Source organism: Faecalibacterium sp. An77, from assembly GCF_002161315.1.
In the GTDB taxonomy this organism is placed as follows: Bacteria; Bacillota; Clostridia; order Oscillospirales; family Ruminococcaceae; genus Faecalibacterium.
The window spans coordinates 1-16,900 of sequence record NZ_NFHK01000051.1; the positions used below are offsets into that span (position 1 = coordinate 1).

The 16,900-nt window shown below is 60.2% G+C and carries 18 protein-coding genes, 2 tRNA genes and 2 pseudogenes; 3 read left to right on the plus strand and 19 right to left on the minus strand.

From position 1 onward, the window contains the following. Positions 1–101 precede the first annotated feature (101 nt). From B5G28_RS12210 to B5G28_RS12260, 11 genes and pseudogenes are all read right to left on the minus strand, one after another. A pseudogene (locus tag B5G28_RS12210) lies at positions 102–578 on the minus strand (type IV secretory system conjugative DNA transfer family protein); the annotation flags it as partial. Next, positions 575–1,033 carry a PcfB family protein gene (locus B5G28_RS12215; protein ID WP_087249228.1) on the minus strand — a complete coding sequence of 153 codons (459 nt, stop codon included), beginning with the start codon at positions 1,031–1,033 and terminating at the stop codon, positions 575–577. The pseudogene B5G28_RS12210 and the gene B5G28_RS12215, both read right to left, overlap by 4 nt. Positions 1,034–1,126: 93 nt before the next feature. Further along, positions 1,127–1,585 (minus strand): hypothetical protein, encoded by a 459-nt coding sequence (locus B5G28_RS12220; RefSeq protein ID WP_087249200.1) that lies wholly within the window; start codon positions 1,583–1,585, stop codon positions 1,127–1,129. A 50-nt stretch (positions 1,586–1,635) separates the two neighbouring features. After that, entirely contained in the window at positions 1,636–2,553 is a 918-nt protein-coding gene (locus B5G28_RS12225; RefSeq protein ID WP_087249202.1) for a ParB/RepB/Spo0J family partition protein, read from the minus strand. Beyond that, positions 2,510–3,411: pseudogene (locus B5G28_RS15200) on the minus strand (ParA family protein). The gene B5G28_RS12225 and the pseudogene B5G28_RS15200 overlap by 44 nt, the downstream one beginning before the upstream one ends. 33 nt (positions 3,412–3,444) lie before the next feature. Beyond that, the gene (locus B5G28_RS12235; protein ID WP_087249204.1) at positions 3,445–4,323 is read right to left on the minus strand and encodes a DUF6017 domain-containing protein; all 879 of its coding nucleotides are present in this window, start codon (positions 4,321–4,323) and stop codon (positions 3,445–3,447) included. 58 nt (positions 4,324–4,381) lie between these two features. Beyond that, complete coding sequence (locus B5G28_RS12240) at positions 4,382–5,140, minus strand: phage antirepressor KilAC domain-containing protein (protein ID WP_087249206.1); 759 nt, start codon at positions 5,138–5,140, stop codon at positions 4,382–4,384. 80 nt (positions 5,141–5,220) lie between these two features. Continuing rightward, positions 5,221–5,460, minus strand: a complete 240-nt coding sequence (locus B5G28_RS12245; RefSeq protein WP_087249208.1) for a hypothetical protein — start codon at positions 5,458–5,460, stop codon at positions 5,221–5,223. Continuing rightward, positions 5,453–5,746 (minus strand): hypothetical protein, encoded by a 294-nt coding sequence (locus B5G28_RS12250; protein ID WP_087249210.1) that lies wholly within the window; start codon positions 5,744–5,746, stop codon positions 5,453–5,455. Before B5G28_RS12250 ends, B5G28_RS12245 begins: the two co-directional genes overlap by 8 nt. Positions 5,747–6,211: 465 nt before the next feature. Continuing rightward, positions 6,212–6,288 (minus strand) — tRNA-Arg (locus B5G28_RS12255). A gap of 402 nt (positions 6,289–6,690) precedes the next feature. Further along, positions 6,691–6,773: transfer RNA gene (locus tag B5G28_RS12260), tRNA-Leu, on the minus strand. Positions 6,774–6,940: 167 nt separating this feature from the next. Between B5G28_RS12260 and B5G28_RS12265 the strand changes: the two genes are divergently transcribed. Beyond that, complete coding sequence (locus B5G28_RS12265) at positions 6,941–7,783, plus strand: polysaccharide deacetylase family protein (RefSeq protein WP_087249212.1); 843 nt, start codon at positions 6,941–6,943, stop codon at positions 7,781–7,783. A gap of 266 nt (positions 7,784–8,049) precedes the next feature. On the opposite strand, the gene B5G28_RS12270 is transcribed toward B5G28_RS12265, so the two are convergent. The 7 genes from B5G28_RS12270 to B5G28_RS12300 all read right to left on the minus strand — a co-directional run bounded on the left by B5G28_RS12270 (position 8,050) and on the right by B5G28_RS12300 (position 14,305). Continuing rightward, positions 8,050–9,183 (minus strand): SLC13 family permease, encoded by a 1,134-nt coding sequence (locus B5G28_RS12270; RefSeq protein WP_087249214.1) that lies wholly within the window; start codon positions 9,181–9,183, stop codon positions 8,050–8,052. A gap of 75 nt (positions 9,184–9,258) precedes the next feature. Then, entirely contained in the window at positions 9,259–10,662 is a 1,404-nt protein-coding gene (locus B5G28_RS12275) for an aminopeptidase (RefSeq protein ID WP_204228867.1), read from the minus strand. A gap of 67 nt (positions 10,663–10,729) precedes the next feature. Beyond that, positions 10,730–11,290, minus strand: coding sequence for a lytic transglycosylase domain-containing protein (locus B5G28_RS12280; RefSeq protein WP_242967609.1), 561 nt, complete (start codon positions 11,288–11,290; stop codon positions 10,730–10,732). 2 nt (positions 11,291–11,292) lie between these two features. Continuing rightward, positions 11,293–11,913, minus strand: coding sequence for a dephospho-CoA kinase (gene coaE / locus B5G28_RS12285; protein ID WP_087249218.1), 621 nt, complete (start codon positions 11,911–11,913; stop codon positions 11,293–11,295). Next, entirely contained in the window at positions 11,910–12,935 is a 1,026-nt protein-coding gene (locus B5G28_RS12290) for an L-threonylcarbamoyladenylate synthase (protein ID WP_087249220.1), read from the minus strand. The genes coaE and B5G28_RS12290 overlap by 4 nt, the downstream gene beginning before the upstream one ends. 44 nt (positions 12,936–12,979) lie before the next feature. Next, on the minus strand, positions 12,980–14,038 hold the full coding sequence (gene prfA / locus B5G28_RS12295; protein WP_204228871.1) for a peptide chain release factor 1: 1,059 nt from the start codon (positions 14,036–14,038) through the stop codon (positions 12,980–12,982). A gap of 69 nt (positions 14,039–14,107) precedes the next feature. After that, positions 14,108–14,305 (minus strand): DUF951 domain-containing protein, encoded by a 198-nt coding sequence (locus B5G28_RS12300; RefSeq protein WP_087249222.1) that lies wholly within the window; start codon positions 14,303–14,305, stop codon positions 14,108–14,110. A gap of 178 nt (positions 14,306–14,483) precedes the next feature. Here B5G28_RS12300 and B5G28_RS12305 point away from each other — a divergent pair, with 178 nt between their 5' ends. Then, complete coding sequence (locus B5G28_RS12305) at positions 14,484–15,419, plus strand: S1 RNA-binding domain-containing protein (protein ID WP_087249224.1); 936 nt, start codon at positions 14,484–14,486, stop codon at positions 15,417–15,419. An 88-nt stretch (positions 15,420–15,507) separates the two neighbouring features. After that, on the plus strand, positions 15,508–16,065 hold the full coding sequence (locus B5G28_RS12310) for a DUF4364 family protein (RefSeq protein ID WP_087249226.1): 558 nt from the start codon (positions 15,508–15,510) through the stop codon (positions 16,063–16,065). Between the two features lie 611 nt (positions 16,066–16,676). Here B5G28_RS12310 and B5G28_RS14860 read toward each other — a convergent pair. Beyond that, positions 16,677–16,900 (minus strand): hypothetical protein (locus B5G28_RS14860; RefSeq protein WP_204228869.1); only part of this gene is annotated, 224 nt, incomplete at its 5' end.

The following is a 16,900-nucleotide window of genomic DNA, read 5'->3' on the forward strand; positions in this document are numbered from 1 at the left end:
TTGGGGTAAGACGGGGAAGGATAGGCTGCGGCTATTGCCGCATGATGCTTTAACCTATTACTTGCTTACAGTAACGTTTATACCGCCCCTACGGGCGCACTGGGTTTAATCCAGAAGCGGGTCTTACCGCTGCCGGAGCCGCCCACAATCAGCACGTTCTTGTTCCGGGCAGTCTTGGGGTCCTTCGGGCGACTGTTCATGGTCAGACACTCGGTTTTTGTAAGAATCACATTGTTCTGGAATACCGGGTCAGTGTAAGGTTCGATATCTGCATGGGTTCCCCATCGTGCAGAGCCGTATTCGCTGCCGTGGCGGTACTTCTTGGCGTTTTTGCCTTTGAGATAGACCATCAAACGCAGACCAGCGCCACAGCATAGACCCACCAACAGATCCAGAGGGTGGAAGCTGGGAATAATCCGGCCCAGGGCATCCGGGAGAACGGTCATCAGGGACTGCATCTTCTCGGTCATGTCGGCACCCGCCGCCATCCGCCAGGCCCGGCCCAGATTGGTGGTGTAGAGGCCAGTCAGAATATAGGGCAGATTGAGCAGGATTAAGCGTTTTGTGTTCTGGTTCATCGGTCACCATGCTCCTGTCTTTTCTCCCGTACCTTGCCGGGAAGTTCTGCCACCTGCTGGATCAAGTCATGGAGCTGATTCAGCACAGAGGGCTTTTGGCTCCTTTTCTTGATGGCGGATGCGGAATACTCCTGGAAAGCAGCAGTCAGAGCATCTTTATCCTGAGCTTTGAAGAAGATCATATACCTGGGGGGAATGGCCGACTTATCCTTGGTGATGGCAAAGTCGATGCCGTATTTTCGAGCATAGCGCTCAAATCCCCGAATCGCGGTCTTTTCGATCTCGACGTTCGTGACGCCCCTGTTCTGACCAACCAGTTTCTTGACACTCTGCTTCCCACGGGGATTTTGGCGGGCCCGCAGCAAAGCTTTACCTACATTGACGAAGGTCCGCGCCGTCAGTTTGGTTGTGCTGATGGCCAGGTTGACTGTTTTGTTTTCGATTTCTTCCTGCATAATCATCACCAACCTTTCCGGCCTGCAGCAGAGCCACGATCAGGAACCCAAACCAGGTTCCTGCCGCAAAAAGAGCCAATCCCATCCACATGGTCAGTCCAGCCGGATGCCCACAAAGCTTTCCGGCCCAGTCATCAGGATGACGGTGTGTTCCTCCAGGAACTCGGCCAGCTTGTACAGGTCATCCACCGTGAGGGATACGATGCTGCCCTCATCGTCCATGCGGAAAAAGATCATGGGGCCGGTCAGGTAGTGTTCCTCGCCGATCCGCAACACCTGCTCCGGGCAGTAGCTCATAATGACGGGGAAATCCTGCATCCCGTAGAACAGGTCCGTTTCGTCAAAGCAGGGCAGGAATGCCGGCGCATCATCCAGCCGGATGACAGACAGGGGCAGATCAGGACCGGCTGCTGCCAAATAGGGCTGATTTTTGGAGTCCGGGCCAGCCGGGGGCGGGACTTCCAGACACTCTTTCAGCATTTTCTCCATGGCGCAGACCTTCTCGTAAATCTGCCGGGTGGTGATGGTGGACGTAGTTTTCTTAGTTGCCATAGGCGCACCTCCAAATATTTGTGTTGTGTTTTGTGTGTTTTGCCAGCCGGTCAGCGTTCCTGACTGCGCTGGCGCTTCTTTTGCCACTGTTCCAGGAGCTTCAGGATAGTTTCCTCCATCTGGCGCGGCGTATAGGACTTGGGAAAATACTTGCGCAGCACATCGTTTTTGATGGTCACGCGGTCCATTTCGGCCTTCTTTTCTTCGCCCATGATGTCATAAATGGCATCATAGCTGCACTTGCCGGCCTGGCTCAGTTTCTTGATTCGCTGAGCCTGGGACAGGGAAGGTGCATTCTGAGTGTCTTGCATGGCCTCAAAAAAATCCCGCTGCTCGGAGGTTGTCAGGTACGACAGCTCCACAGCGGGATTGAAGGATATTTTCTTTTGGTCTACCAGTTCCAGAAGTTCGGGGATCAGATTGGTGAGGCGAATAAATCTTTTGACTTGAGACTTACTGTCATCACTATCCAAGGCTATTTTTTCTGCGGCTGTCAACTTCGGCCCAACTTGGGCCGAAGTTAAATCCGACCTAGCACCTTGATTTTTTATGGCTTCCAGCTTCATTTTGTACGCAAAAGCCCGCTCACTGGGCAGAATGCTCTCGCGCTGCAAATTGCTGTCCACCATCTGGATCACTGCCTGGTCATCGTCCATGTTGCGGACAATCACCGGCAGGGTTTTCAGCCCTGCCAGCTCGGCGGCGTGCTGCCGCCGGTGGCCCGAAATAATCTCATAGCCTCCTTCCTCCCGCGGTCGGACAACCAGCGGGGCCAACACGCCAAACTGTGCTACGCTCTCCACCGTCCGCTGCATGGCCTCATCATCCAGCACCTTGAAGGGGTGGTTTTTGAAGGGATGCAGGTCTGCGATGGGGATTTGCTGAATCTGCTCGGTCTGGCGGCTTTCTTCGGTAGAAAAAATGTCATCGTAGCTGGTCAAGCTGATGTTTGCGCCGTTTTTCGGCACTTTGCAGCACCTCCTTCGTCAGTGTCCGGTAGGCTTCCGACACTTTCCCCTTGGGGTCATGGGCATAGATACTCCTGCCTTCGGCACTGGTTTCCGCTGCCCGCACAGACCGGGGTATTCCCTGGGCAAATACTTTGATTTTGCCTCCATAGGCCTGCCGGACCAAGGCGTCGATCTCCTTTCCAAAGCTGGTCCGGCTATCGGTCATGGTCATCAGGATGCCTTCAATCCGCAATCGCGGGTTGATCTGCCTTCGCACCTTGCTGATGGTCTGTAGCAGCTGCTCCAGGCCCTTGGCGGGCAGATATTGTGCCTGTACCGGGATCAGGGCACTATCTGCTGTGGCCAAAGCGTTAATGGCCTAATGTCCGCAGGACATGGATGCCAATCCGCGCAAAGTGCGCACATCTGGCCACAGGAGCGCAGCGACTATGGTGAGCATACCAAGGCTGGGGGTACAGTCCAGCAAAATGAAGTCATAGGATCGCTTGTTGACTTCCAGCACCTGCTTCAAGATCTTTTCCCGGCTCATGGCATTCACAAGGCCCACTTCCATCCCTGCCAGCTCGATGCTGGCCGGGATCAGGTCCACACCTTCTGCATGGTGCAATACGCCCTCTCCCGGCAGAATGGGCTTATCCTCCAACACTTTGCCCATGAGGGTAGCAAGAGTTGTGTCCAGTTCATCCGGTTTGGGCCATCCCATGCTGATGGTAAGCGAACTTTTGGGTCCACGTCCACCATGAGCACCTTTTTGCCCTCCATGGCAAGCCCCACTCCCAGATTTTCGCAGGTCGTGGTCTTGCCGGTGCCGCCTTTTTGGTTGGTTATGGCGATTACGGTTGCTTTTTGGGCCAAATCATCACCCCCTTTCACACCGGCACGTGCCGGTTACTTTGCGTTCAGGTCGTGCTGCACCCGGGCCACATAGCTGCTGTGCATGGTCATGGGTGCGTTGTACAGAGAAGCCAGCAGATACTGCCGCATATTCCGCACCTGGGTGGTGTTCTCTTTCAAACACATCAGGACAAACCGGATATGGTCGCTGTTCAGCTTCATCAGCTGGCCTTTCACCACCTCATAGGGCTTGTCATCTCCGGCAATACGGATCATCTTCCGATGGCTGCACACGGTATCCACCAGCAGCTCCTGCATCTCCCGCAGCATATCCTCATCTTCGGGGTTGGCCTCCATCAGAGCATCGAGGCCCAGCTCCTGAGAAAAATAATCCTGATACAGGGCGCGGTCATTTTTCCCTTCGGATTCCATTCCGGCGTCTGAGCCGGAAAAGAAGGGATCGGTCTCGCTCATCTCAGTCTTATTCTGATTCGTCTTATTACCGTGTCCTTTTGACACCTCTTGCCGTGTGGAAATGACACCACTGGAGGTGTCGTTTTGACACTTCTGCAAGTGGCTTTCCGACACTTCTGTAAAGTTTTTCACATAAATCAGATTGGGCCTCCCCAGGCCCTGCCTCCTGCGCTCGATCAGACCGGCCTTTTCTTCCAGCTCCCGCAGCAGGCCCACCGCCTTCTTGTTGCCGCAAGCCAGGCTCTCCATAATTTCTTCAACGGTAAAGATGATGTACACCCGGCCGGTGCTGTCCAGCCAGCCGTTCTTCAACGACAGGCTCATCCTGTCCAGCAGCAGGCCGTACAGAATCTTGGCCTCCGCCGAAATCCCGCGGAACCGCGGGTCGGCAAAGAGGATTTTGGGCAGCCGATAGAAAGAAAACAGGTCAGCCTGTCCGCCAGTGAAGTAGTTCGCCATGATGGTTCTCCTTTCTTAGATCATCTGTGTCTGTCATTCTGTGGGCAGGGAGGCAATCCTACCTCTGCCATGTCTCAATCTCGGCCAGCTGCCGGCGCAGCTCATCTTTTCCGGCCGGAGTGAACAGAGTGTAGCAGCCGAAGAAACCGGTATCCCGGTTGTAGAAGTCCCTGACAATGAAAAGGCCCCGACGGAAGGGTCCCGCGTAGGGCATCAGGTTTCCGGCAGGGGCACGGTAGAGATACTTCTTATGCTGGAGGTACTTGCAGAACAGCCGCTCGGGCACATTCAGTTCCTTGGCCGTGGCCCGGATGTTGGTGCAGTCTCCCGGATTCACAAAGGCGTCGTAGAACTCTGCCTTGGGCTTCAGGTTCAGCAGCTCCTTCCGCAGCGCTTTGTTTTCCCTCCGCTCCTTGACCAGTGCGTCGGCAAAGCGGAAAAGGATTTCCGGGTCTCTCTCGATCTGCTCCATCAGCGATTCACCCAGGTAGCCGCCGTGCTTGCGGATGGTGGGGAGGACCTCATCGAACACCCAGCGTTCAAACCGCACCGCAGTGGGCAGCTTACTGTGAACGATCAGGCGGTAAACGTCGCCTTCCGGGATAAACGCCATCTCAATGGTCTTGTTCGGCGACTGGGGATGCGGTGCGTAACGTTTCGTTACGCACCGGCAGTGGTCAGTTAAAGCCTTACGGTTGTTCTTGTAGCCCAGCGCCTTGGCTACGTCCAACCCACAGAACAGGCACTTGCCGTTTTCCTGAATCACGCGGATCTGTCCAAACTCTTTGCTGCTGAAGCTGGCCATCATGTTTTCCATAACTGAGTCTCCTTTACTCTGTTGCTGGTTCATCAAAGAGGCCCCTTCGTTCCTTCCCGAAGGGGCCGTCCGTTCTTCCGTTATGCCGAGAACTTATCTTTGCGCAGCGGCTTGTCCCGCAGCGTCCTCCGGGTCTTGTCCATCGGACACCGGACAAACAGGCAGGTTCTGTACTTGAAGTTGGGCTGGTTGTATTCACAGCTGCCGCAGCAGGCCGGCCGCTTGGCCTTTTTGGTCTGCCGCTTGGCCTTTTTGGTCTGCCGCTCTTTTTTCTGGATCAGTTTCTCCGCTCTGCGGATGTCTCCCGTTTTCTTACCCATGACCGTTCTTCCTCCTTGCAGCTTTTGCCTCACGCTGCTTCCACAGGTCCCGTTCCAGGTCCTTATAGCAGCAGGCGCTGACGCAGGGGGCGCCTACCGCATACCGGCAGCCCTCGCACTTCCGTTCTTCTTCGGTAATGACTACCTGGGCCAGGTAGTAGCAGTTCTCTCTGCCCAGGATGCAGCCCCGCCTCCTGTTTTTCCAGAACTGGCAGAACCGGCAGTCGGCCGGACGGTCTGCGTGGTAACGGACACCGTCGATCATGATGTAGTTCCGATCTTCCATCGTACTGACTCCTTTCATTGTCTCGGGAAAACAAAAAGCGGCCCTGATCTGCCATATCCTGGCAAGTCAGAGCCGCTATGTATATTCCGCATAGACCGATCAAAAAAGGCATCAGTCTCCTGGATGTTTCTGATTTCTATAGGATGGGAGCTAATGTTCCGATGCGGGTTTTTTCGCATTTCTGGAATCATCTTCCATTTTTTCCTGTTTGGGCTTCCAATTTTTGGTGAATGATCGTTAAATGACATCGTTGGGAATTGGAGCTTTGTTCTTTTTTAGTCCGGCCTGAAAAGGGACCTCGAAAATTCATTCTAGGCCCAGGCCCTTTTTCATTGGTTTTCGGCTAAGAACTTTTTTAAAATTTAGCCTCGTTCCCGTTTTGGGCTGGAAAAACCTGGTTTTCCCAACAAAAAAGGCGGAAAACTGGAGGCAGACTTTCGCGTCTGACCAATTTTCCGCCTGTTCTGGTGTCCCCGCCCGGGCTTGAACCGGGGGCCTCGGGCTTAGGAGGCTCGCGCTCTATCCAACTGAGCTACGGAGACTTATAGTTTTTTGGAGATTTTTTGTTTGAATCTTAACTGGTTTTCGGTTTTTGCTTTATTTTGTGTTTTTTGCCTTCGGAGGCTTTTCAGCCGCCCCAGCCGTGCCGAATTTCCAGTTTTTGGGCTTTTTTGCACCCCTTTCAGCCGTCAAAAGCCGTTTTTTCGGGGGTGCGCTTGATAGATTTTGAACTGCCATCTGCATTTTTCCCAGCGGAAAGAGGTCCTTGACCGTCTTCCGCTTAGGAGGCGAACACTCTATCCAGCTGAGCTATAGAGACCTATCCGGTTGGGGCGGCGCGGATGGGGCGCCGCCGGAAATATGGAAAAGCCTTTTTGGGGGAAAAGGCCCTGTTACAATAAAACGAGTGTCCTTACAGCGTTTTGCTATAAGAGCACCCGTCGTGGTGCGAGGGAAGGGATTTGAACCCTCAAGGTTACCCACACGCACCTCAAACGTGCGCGTCTGCCAGTTCCGCCACCCTCGCATATCTATCCGCGGCGCCCTTTGCCGGGGCCGTGTGCGAACTGCTTGATTATAATAGCACAGTTGGACTCCAAAGTCAAGCCGTCAATTTGTTTTTCAGGGGTTTCATAGAAATTTTTCCGCCTCATATGCTGTTACTGAATTCTTTCCCACGCAAGGAGGCATTCTATGCAGTTTTCATTTTTCCGGGCGCACGGCGCGGTGCGCACCCTCCTGCTGGCGGCCGTCAGCGCCGTGGCGGGGTTCGGGCTGGGGTGGGGCCTGTCGGCGGGGCCCCTGGCCCTGTGCCGGGCCGAGGACCTGACCGCCGTTCCGGACACCCGCTTTCTGGAGGCGGTGGCCGCCCAGCAGGACACCAACGTCTCGGGCGAGGACACCGCCGCCCGCCGGGTCTGCCTCACCTTCGACGACGGCCCCAGCAAGACCACCCCCGCCGTCCTGCAGGCGCTGGCGGCTGAAAACGTCTCCGCCACCTTTTTTGTGGTGGCCAACGAATCCAACGAAAAGCGCCTGCCCCTGATCCAGCAGGCCCAGCAGGCCGGCCACGAGATCGCTCTCCACTCCGCCTCCCACAAGTACAGCGACATCTACCGCAGCACCGACGCCTTCTGGAACGACATCGACCTGCTGCGGGAGCGGCTGGCCCCCTATGCCGACACGTCGGCCATCCGGTGCCTGCGGTTCCCCGGGGGCAGCACCAACACCGTCAGCCGGAAATACGGCGGCAGCGGCATTATGGCCGAGCTCAAGACCCAGGCCGAACAGCGGGGCTGGCGCTGGGTGGACTGGAACGTCTGCGCCGAGGATGCCGCCGGCGAAAAGCTCTCCGCCTCTGAGGTGTACTACAACGTCACCCACGGCAGCGAGGGCCTGGACCGCTGCATCGTCCTGATGCACGATTCCGCCACCACCGGCACCACCGCCGAGGCCCTGCCCGACATCATCCGCTGGTACAAGGACAACGGCTACACCTTCTGCACCATCTCCCAGCTGTATGACGAGCTGGCCTGACCCGGCCCCCAGTTGGCAGGCTCGCCGGGGGCTTCCCTGTGTCCGGGCATCCAAACAAAAATCCGCCGCTTTCGCGCCCCGCAGGGCCGAAACGGCGGACTTTTTATCGTTTGCGGTGTTTAGGAGGGTTCCCTTCCGGGAAAACCTGCCCCGTACTTCCGGCGGAGGCGGTTTTCACTCCCCTGCCCGGGCGGATTTTGGGTCCGGGCGGGGGGACCGCCCCAGAGGAACCCGGTCAGACCGCTGTCCCCCGTCCGGGCCGGCCGTCACAGGGACAGCACCGCCCACAGGCCCAGCAGGGCCGCCAAAAACACCACATTGGACAGGGTGAACAGGGCGAAGTACCTCCCCTTCCCCTCCGGCTCCTCCCGGGCAATCTGGCGGTAGGAAATCAAACTGGCCATGGAGGCAATCAGGGTGCCCAGGCCGCCCAGGTTGGTGCCGATGATGAGGGCCTGGGTGTTCTGGGTGAAGCCGGACAGCAGCAGCGCCGCCGGGACGTTGCTGGTGACCTGGGAGGCCAGCACCGACACCAGCACCTCCCGCCCGGCGATGATCCCCTGCAGCCAGCTGGAAAAGGCGGGAATCCGGCCCAGGTTGCCGATGAAGATGAAGAAGGCCACAAAGGTCAGCAGCAGCGAATAGTCCACCCCGCCCAGGGTGTCCCGGTCGGCCGCCAGGGCCGCCAGCAGCACCGCCGCCAGGGCCGCCCCATAGGGCAGCACCCGCATCACCGCCAGCAGGCAGACCACAAACAGCACGCCATACATGCCGATGATTTTACGGCTGGAGGGGGCGTTCTGGCGGGACTCCAGGAAGGGTCCCGAACCCGACCGCTGGCCACGGCATACCAGCACCGCCCAGGCCACCAGCATCACCAGGGATGCCAGGCTGTAGGGCAGCATCAGGGCCACAAAGGCCCCCATCCCCATGCCGCTCTTGCCGTAGAGGTAGAGGTTCTGGGGGTTGCCGATGGGGGTGAGCATACTGCCCAGGTTGGCCGCCACCGTCTGCATGCACACCACCGGCAGGGCCAGCTTTTGGCGCATTTCGCCGCCCATGCTGTCCAGCACCGCAAAGGTGAAGGGCACAAAGGTCAGCAGGGCCACGTCGTTGGTGATGAACATGCTGCCGAAAAAGCACAGACCCACCAGCACCAGCACCAGCTGCAGGGTGCCGCCGCTCAAGGCCAGCAGGGCCCGGCCCATCCGGTCAAAGACGCCCTGCCGCCGCAGGCCCGCCATCACTGTCATCAGGGAAAACAAAATCGCCAGGGTGCGCCAGTCAATATACCCCAGATAGGCCGCGTCCGGCCGGACAAAAAAGGCCGAAACCACCGCCAGGGCCGCCGCCACCGCCAGCACTGTCTCCTGTTTGAGAAACTGCTTGAGTTTTGTCATACGATCCTCCCCCAACCCGCAAAAGGAGCGGCGCAGGCTGACGCCGCGCCGCTCCACGGGGTTACGCTTTTGGGTTTACTCCTTCGCGGCTGCAAAGGTGCTGAACGCACGGTAAGCCATGTACAGGTCGGTCTTGCTGACCACCTCGAAGGGAGAGTGCATGGACAGCACCGGCACGCCGATGTCCACCACGGGGATGCCGTAGCGGGCCACCTCGGTGGCCACGGTGCCGCCGCCGCCCAGGTCGATGCGGCCCAGCTCGCCCACCTGCCATGCCACGCCGGCCTCATCCAGCATACGGGTCAGGTAGCCCATCTGCTCGGCGGTGGCGTCGTTGGCAGCGCTCTTGCCGCGGCTGCCGGTGTACTTGAAGAAGGCCACGCCGCGGCCTGCATAGGTGCCGTTCTGGGGCTCGAACGCGCTGGCCCAGGTGGGGTCATAGGCGGCGGTGACGTCCGCCGACAGGCACAGGCTGCTGCGGAAGGCGCGGATGGAGTCGGCGCCCTGGCAGGCGCACAGCTGGCGCAGCCAGTCATAGGTGAAGGCGCTGCCCATGCCAGTGATGCCGTAGCTGCCGATCTCCTCCTTGTCTGCCAGGACGCAGACGGTGGTGTAGGCGGGGTTCTTGACCTGGATCTCGGCCATCAGGGCGGGATATGCGTCCACGCGGTCGTCCTGGCCGTAGCCGCCGATCATGGACCGGTCAAAGCCGATGTCACGGGCGGGGGTGGCGGGGACGATCTCCAGCTCGGCGCGGGTGAAGTCCTTCTCGGTGATGCCGTACTTCTCGTTCAGCAGCATCATGGTGCTGAGCTTGACCTTCTCCTTGATGTCCTCGTCGGCCACGGCGTCGGAACCAATCAGGATGTTCAGCTCCTCGCCGCGGATGCCGTCGGACAGCTCACGCTTGTTCTGCTCGGCGCTCAGGTGGGGCAGCAGGTCGGTGATGCAGAAAGCGGGATCCCCCACGTCCTCGCCCACCTGGACGGTGACCGAGCTGCCGTCGGCGCGGGTCAGCACGCCATGGATGGCCAGGGGCATGGTGGCCCACTGGTACTTGCGGATGCCGCCGTAGTAGTGGGTCTTGAAGTAGCTGAAGTGGGCAGCCTCATACAGGGGGTTGGGACGGATGTCCAGGCGGGGGCTGTCGATGTGGGCGATCATCAGGCGGAAGCCGTCCTCCAGGGAGCGGGTGCCGATGGTGGCGCACAGAACCACCTTCTTGTGGTGGATCCAATAGACCTTGTCGCCGGGGTTGTACTTCTTGCGGTCGTCAAACAGCTGATAGCCGGCGTCCTGCAGGGCCTTCTCAGCGTAGACGGCCACCTCCCGCTCGGTCTTGCAGCGGGTGATGAAATCCTTGTAGCCCTCGGCAAAGTCTGCGGCAGCCTGGCGCACGGCGGCGTCCTTGTCCGACTTGTACTCGGGCTCATACAGAAGCTCTTTGGCCTTCTTCTGCATTTCGGTCAGTTCTTTCATAGTGTATACCTCGTTTTCCATCCGAAGGGCGGAGCGGGGAGCGGCCCGCAGACGCCCTTTTTCATTTTTATATACTGGAGCCGTACAGCTCCGTATAGCGTTCATAGCTGCGGAGAATCTTCTCCACGTAGTGGTTCATGTTGCTGTAGGGGAAGCTGGGCAGGGTCCGGCCGTCCCCCGCATAGTCCTCGCGGTTGAGCAGGCTGTCCACCGTCCCCCACCCGCTGTGATAGGCCGCGGCCGCGGTGGCCACGTCCCCGCCGTACCGGTCCAGGCACAGCCGCAGGTAATACGCCCCGAACCGCACCGCGCAGTCGGGGTCATAGAGGTCGTCAAAGGTCAGGTCCTCCTGGGGGGCCAGCTTGGTCTTGAGCCAGTCGAAGGTCTCCTCGGTCATCTGCATCAGGCCGCGGGCCCCCATATTGGACACCGCCTCGGGGTCAAAGCCGCTCTCGGTGCGGATAAAGGTATAGATCAGCAGGGGGTCCAGGTCATATTCCGCCGCGTAAGTATGGACGATATCGGGGAATTTGCAGGGGTAGAGCTGCCGCTCCACCTGGCGCACCAGGGCCGGCATACAGGCCAGCACCACCACCGCCAGAATCAGGGCGATAAGTCTCTTTCGCACGTTCAAATCCTCTCAACCGCACCTCCCTTTGCCTGGGCCAGCAGCTGGTCCACCAGGGCCTCGGCCTTTTGGCGCAGCTGGTCCCGGGTGCCGTCGTTTTCCAGCACCACGTCCGCCCGGGCCCGCAGCCGGGCCTCGGGCAGCTGGGCGTCCAGGCGGCGCCGGGCCATTTCGGGCCGGATGCCGTCCCGCAGGACGATCCGCTGGACGCTGGTCTCATAGGGGGCGGCCACCACCACCAGGCGGTCCCACGCCCCATCCAGGGCGCTGCCCACCAGCACCGCCCCGTCGATGACAAAGAGGGGGCTGCCGGCCTGACGGGCCGCCCGGCCCGCCGCCTGAATCCCCTCTACAATGGCGGGATGGGTGATGGCGTCCAGGGCCTGTTTGCCCTCGGGGGTGGCGAAAGCCCGGTCCGCCAGCAGGCGGCGGTTGAGCACCCCATCCTCCAGGATATCCGGCCCGAACCGCGCCGCCAGCTTCTCCAGCACCGGCGAGCCGGGCTGCAGAATCTGGCGGGACAGCTGGTCGGCGTCCACGGTGGGGATGCCCCGGGCCACAAAACACTCGGTCACGGTGGATTTGCCGCAGCCGCTGCGGCCTGTGATGGCTACCGTCATCATAGGTCGATCACCCGGAACGCCGCGGCGCGGATCAGGCGGTTGTACACCGCCATGGACACGCCGTCCTTCTGGGGGCAGCGGGCGTAGACCACCCGGTCCCCCTGTTCATCCAGGGCCCGCAGGCACCGGAAAATGTGTTTGGACTGGTCCGCCCCGTCCCCTTCCCGGCCGTATTCCACGCAGGGGAAGGGCAGCCGGGCCGCCTCGCCGGTGAAGCACAGGCAGGCGGGGTCCTGGTCAGCGTGGGCCTGGACATAGGCCTTGAACTGGTCAAAGCTGCCGTTCAGGATGGTAATATCCGCCTTGGGGGCGTAGTGTTTGTACTTCATGCCGGGGCTGCGGGCCACCTCGCCCTCGGCCAGCTTTTCCAGGATGGCCCCCGACAGGACCACTTCCTCCCCCAGAGCCCGTTCCAGGTCCTCCAGGGTGATGTAGCCGGGGCGCAGGAGGGTGGGTTTCTCCCCCACCACCGACACCACGGTGGACTCCACCCCCACAGCACAGGCCCCGCCGTCCAGAATCAGGGGCAGGCGGCCCTGCATATCGGTCCAGACGTCCTGGGCGGTGGTGGGGCTGGGTTTGCCCGACAAATTGGCCGACGGCGCCGCAAAGGCGCAGCCGCTGGCCTCGATGACGCGGCGGACCACCGGGTGGCTGGGCATCCGGATGCCCACCGTATCCAGCCCGGCGCAGCACTCGTCTGCCACCTCGGGACCCCGGGGCATGATGATGGTCAGCGGACCCGGCCAGAAGGCCGCCGCCAGCAGCTGGGCCCGCTCGGGGAACTCGCTGACCAGGCCCGGCAGCATCTTCACATCGTCGATGTGGACGATGAGGGGGTTATCCTGGGGGCGGCCCTTGGCCTCAAATATCTTGGCCACCGCTTTGCCGTTGCGGGCGTCGGCGGCGATGCCGTACACCGTCTCGGTGGGCAGGGCCAAAATCTCCCCCTGCCGCAGCAGGGCGGCCGCCCGGGCAATTCCCGCGTCGTCCGCCGGGCAGAGAAGGGTTTCAATCTCCATAGTGATTCATCTGCTTTCCAGTTTTCAAATCTCGTCCGGGCCGCTCAAAGCCGGGACAGCTTTTCGGCCTGTTCCTTCATAATCAGGGCGTCCAGCACCTCGTCCAGGTTGCCGTCCATCACCTTGTCCAGGTTGTGGACGGTGAGGCCGATCCGATGGTCGGTGCAGCGGTCCTGGGGGAAATTATAGGTGCGGATCTTTTCGCTGCGGTCGCCGGTGCCCACCTGGGCCTGGCGGCCGGCGTTGATGGCGCTCTGCTGTTCGCTCTTTTTCTGGGCCAGAAGGCGGCTGCGCAGGATTTCCAGGGCTTTGTCCTTGTTCTGGAACTGGCTGCGCTCGTTCTGGCACTCCACCACCATGCCGGTGGGCAGGTGGGTAATGCGGATGGCGCTGGATGTCTTATTGATATGCTGGCCGCCCGCCCCCGATGAACGGAAGGTGTCGATCCGCAGATCCTTCATGTCCAGCTCCACCTCCACCTCCTCGGCCTGGGGCAGCACCGCCACCGTGGCCGTCGAGGTGTGAATCCGGCCCTGGGTCTCGGTGTCGGGCACGCGCTGCACCCGATGGACCCCGCTCTCGAATTTCAGGCGGCTGTAGGCGCCCTGGCCGTTGACGGCAAACACCGCCTCCCGGACCCCTCCCAGCTCGGTCTCGCTGAGGTTGAGCAGCTCCATCTGCCAGTGGCGGGACTGGGCGTACATGCTGTACATCCGCACCAGGCTGTGGGCAAACAGGGCCGCCTCTTCCCCGCCGACGCCGCTGCGCACCTCCACGATGACGCTGCGGCCGTCGTATTCATCCCGGGGCAAAAGAAGAAGTTTGAGAGAATTTTCCAGTTTCGCCGCGGATTGTGTTTTTTCGCAGATTTCCTGCTGTATCATTTGCTTGAAGTCCGGCTCCTGGGCGTCCTCGCCCGCGAGCAGGGCTTTTGCCTGTGCCAGGTGATCCAGCTCGGTCTGCCAGGCCCGCCAGGTGTTCACCACCGGCTCGGCCTCGTGGTATTCCTGCATCAGCTGCCGGAATTTGGCCGGGTCCGCCGCCGTCTCGGGCTGGTTCAGCCGGTGGGACAGCTCGGCAAAACGCCGGCTCACCGCCTCCATCTGTTGTTCCAGGTTCAAAAAAGGTTCGCTCCTTTCTGCATCGAAACGTTCGCTCCCATGCAAAAGCGGCTAGCGCTCCCCTTCCGGGGCGGGCTTGATGACCTTTTTGATGTTCTTTTCGATCTTGACCCGGGGCAGCATGACCTCGCGTCCGCAGCCTGTGCAGCGGATGCGAAAATCCATCCCCACACGCAGCACCTCAAAGCTGGAGGCGCCGCAGGGATGCTTTTTGCGGGTCTGAATGATGTCTCCGACGGCGATATCCATGGGCAGGCTCCTTTCCTGGCTGGCTGTGCGGCCGCCGACGCCGGCGGGACCGCATTCCATAGTATAAACCAAACGCATGTAAAAAGCAAATACCCTACAAAAAATTCGCATATGCTGTTACCAGGCCGCCTGGCCGTCTGGCCGCAATGCAACTGAACCGAAGAAAGAGGAATGAAAGATGATGCAAAGCTTCAGAACCGAAGGCAACTATCGTGACGCGTCCCGCCTGAGCAGCGCCGAGCTGCGGGCCGCCATGGCGGGGGGCGAAATCCTCCAGAGCACCGCCCTGGCGTTCGACACCCAGCGCCAGCTCCGCTTTGAGCTGGGCGGGGTGCGCGGGATCATGCCCTTCGCCGAATGCGCCGAGGGGGCCGGCACCGGCGCGGTGCGGGACATTGCAGTGCTCACCCGGGTGGGGCGGGCCACCTGCTTTGTGATCGAGGGGCTGGAGGAGGACGCCCAGGGCCGGCCCTATTACCGGCTGTCCCGGGCGAGGGCCCAGCAGATGTGCCGGGAGGAATATCTGGACACCCTGGCCCCGGGGGACATTCTGCCCTGTGCGGTGACCCACATCGAATCCTTTGGGGCCTTCTGCGACGTGGGCTGCGGCATCAGCGCCCTGCTGCCCATCGACTGCATGTCGGTGAGCCGCATCTCCTCCCCCGCCGACCGGGTCAGCGTGGGGCAGCAGATCCTCTGCGCCCTGCGCAGCCGGGACGCCCAGGGCCGGTTTGTTCTGACCATCCGGGAGCTGCTGGGGACCTGGGCCGAAAACGCCGCCGCCTTCTCCCCCGGGGAGACGGTGGTGGGGATTGTCCGCAGCATCGAGGAGTACGGCACCTTCGTGGAGATCGCACCCAATCTGGCTGGGCTGGCCGAGAGCTGTCCCGACCTGCGCCCGGGCCAGGCCGTCAGCGTCTACATCAAGAGCATCCTGCCCGAAAAAATGAAGATCAAGCTGGTGATCGTCAACCGCAGCCTGGGCCAGAACCACCGCTTTGACCTGCAATATTTCGTCACCGAGGGCCACATCGACCGCTGGGTCTACTCCACCCCCGAGAGCAAAAAGCAGATCGTCACCGAATTCGCCTGCCCGGCCCTGAATCCGGCTTGAAATCCGGGCCGAAACCTTTTATACTGGTAGCATACGCAAGCTCTATGGCGGGCCATGCCCGCCTCATCATAAAAGGATGTGAAGAAACATGGCTGAACGCGACGCCTTTACCGCCGGGGTCCGGCCCGGCGGACTGACCACCAGCACCGAGATCCGGCTGCTGCTGTGTTATCTGGTGCAGAACACCGGCGCGGTGTCCCAGCATCAGCTGGAAACCGCCCTGATGGACACCCAGCTGGTGAATTATTTTGAGATCGGTTCGGGGCTGGACGACATCCGGCGTCAGGGTCTGGTGCAAGTGGATGCCGAAGGGCTGTTCACCATCACCGACAAGGGGCGCAAGGTGGCCGGGGAGCTGGCCTACGACCTGCCCCGCAGCGTCCGGGAAAAGGCGGTGGCCGCCGTACTCAAGGCACAGCTGTGGTCCCGCAAGCGGGCGGAGTACAGCGCCACCATCACCGAGGGCGAAATGGGCCGCTGTACCGTCCACTGCACCATCAACCGCCTGGACGAAAAGCTTTTCTCCCTGGACCTGGGGATGCCCGACCGCCTCACCGCCGAACAGGTGAAAAAACAGTTCATCCTCAAGGGCAACGAGATCTATCAGCTCCTCATCAACAAGCTCACCGAAGAAGAGAACGCCTGAGTTACTTTTCTGGAAGAAAAGTAACCAAAAGACTTTCACTGTGTACCATCAAGTTTCCGGGTCTCCGGAAGTTCCGCGGGGCCTTTACGCCACTCTTGCGCTTAGCCGATTTTTGCGGCGCGCCAGAGATGGCGCTTGCAAAAACCGGAGCGCTGCGCCAAACACAGCTCCCTGTATCGTCCACTGGACGCGGTCGCTGTGTTTGCAGCTCGCTCCCGGCGTTTGCGCCTGTGGCGCGGTGCGATGCAAAGCCCGTTTTGACCGGATTCTTTTATCTGGTACGCACTGAAAACCTATAAAAATACAACAACCCTCGTCCTTTATTGGGCGGGGGTTATTTTTATGTGTTTGGAAACCTGGGGAAGCCACTATTGATAATAAATCCGCGGCCCTGATGGATAAAAGGAGAAGTTAAAAATTTAGAGCCCCTGTCAGGGGGCGCGGCCACAGGCCGCAGGGGTTCCGCTATTGGGTGGTTGGGTGGGTTTAGATGATAAAAGGGTATCACCTTGCAATTTCAAAGCCTGCGCCCTACAGCAGCTAAGACTCACCGACCTACCAGCCCGCTGGGGCGGGCATGTGGTCTCAATCGGAGCGGCGGGCAAAAGCCGTTAAGAAAAACACCCGTGCCGCCATTTGAGGCTCTGAAAGTTTCCACGGGCAGGCATGACAGTGTTTTTTAGGCTTTTGAACGACGCGACTTCCCTGTCTGGGTCCAGGGCAGCTTTGGCCCGGCGCGTCCAGTGGACGAAACAGCCGGGCCGAAGCTGGCGCAGCGCTCCGGTTTTTGCAAGCGCCCTCCGTGGCGCGCCGCAAAAATCGGCTAAGCGCAAGA

Bases quoted from the DNA above. Each gene is read 5' to 3' on its own strand.
- coaE (WP_087249218.1), bottom strand. From the start codon at position 11,913: ATGATGACGGTAGCCATCACAGGCCGCAGCGGCTGCGGCAAATCCACC.
- B5G28_RS12250 (WP_087249210.1), bottom strand. From the start codon at position 5,746: ATGGAAGATCGGAACTACATCATGATCGACGGTGTCCGTTACCACGCA.
- B5G28_RS12290 (WP_087249220.1), bottom strand. From the start codon at position 12,935: ATGGAGATTGAAACCCTTCTCTGCCCGGCGGACGACGCGGGAATTGCC.
- B5G28_RS12275 (WP_204228867.1), bottom strand. From the start codon at position 10,662: ATGAAAGAACTGACCGAAATGCAGAAGAAGGCCAAAGAGCTTCTGTAT.
- B5G28_RS12220 (WP_087249200.1), bottom strand. From the start codon at position 1,585: ATGGCAACTAAGAAAACTACGTCCACCATCACCACCCGGCAGATTTAC.
- B5G28_RS12265 (WP_087249212.1), top strand. From the start codon at position 6,941: ATGCAGTTTTCATTTTTCCGGGCGCACGGCGCGGTGCGCACCCTCCTG.
- B5G28_RS12305 (WP_087249224.1), top strand. From the start codon at position 14,484: ATGATGCAAAGCTTCAGAACCGAAGGCAACTATCGTGACGCGTCCCGC.
- B5G28_RS12310 (WP_087249226.1), top strand. From the start codon at position 15,508: ATGGCTGAACGCGACGCCTTTACCGCCGGGGTCCGGCCCGGCGGACTG.
- B5G28_RS12235 (WP_087249204.1), bottom strand. From the start codon at position 4,323: ATGGCGAACTACTTCACTGGCGGACAGGCTGACCTGTTTTCTTTCTAT.
- B5G28_RS12240 (WP_087249206.1), bottom strand. From the start codon at position 5,140: ATGGAAAACATGATGGCCAGCTTCAGCAGCAAAGAGTTTGGACAGATC.
- B5G28_RS12245 (WP_087249208.1), bottom strand. From the start codon at position 5,460: ATGGGTAAGAAAACGGGAGACATCCGCAGAGCGGAGAAACTGATCCAG.
- B5G28_RS12215 (WP_087249228.1), bottom strand. From the start codon at position 1,033: ATGCAGGAAGAAATCGAAAACAAAACAGTCAACCTGGCCATCAGCACA.
- prfA (WP_204228871.1), bottom strand. From the start codon at position 14,038: ATGGAGGCGGTGAGCCGGCGTTTTGCCGAGCTGTCCCACCGGCTGAAC.
- B5G28_RS12300 (WP_087249222.1), bottom strand. From the start codon at position 14,305: ATGGATATCGCCGTCGGAGACATCATTCAGACCCGCAAAAAGCATCCC.
- B5G28_RS12270 (WP_087249214.1), bottom strand. From the start codon at position 9,183: ATGACAAAACTCAAGCAGTTTCTCAAACAGGAGACAGTGCTGGCGGTG.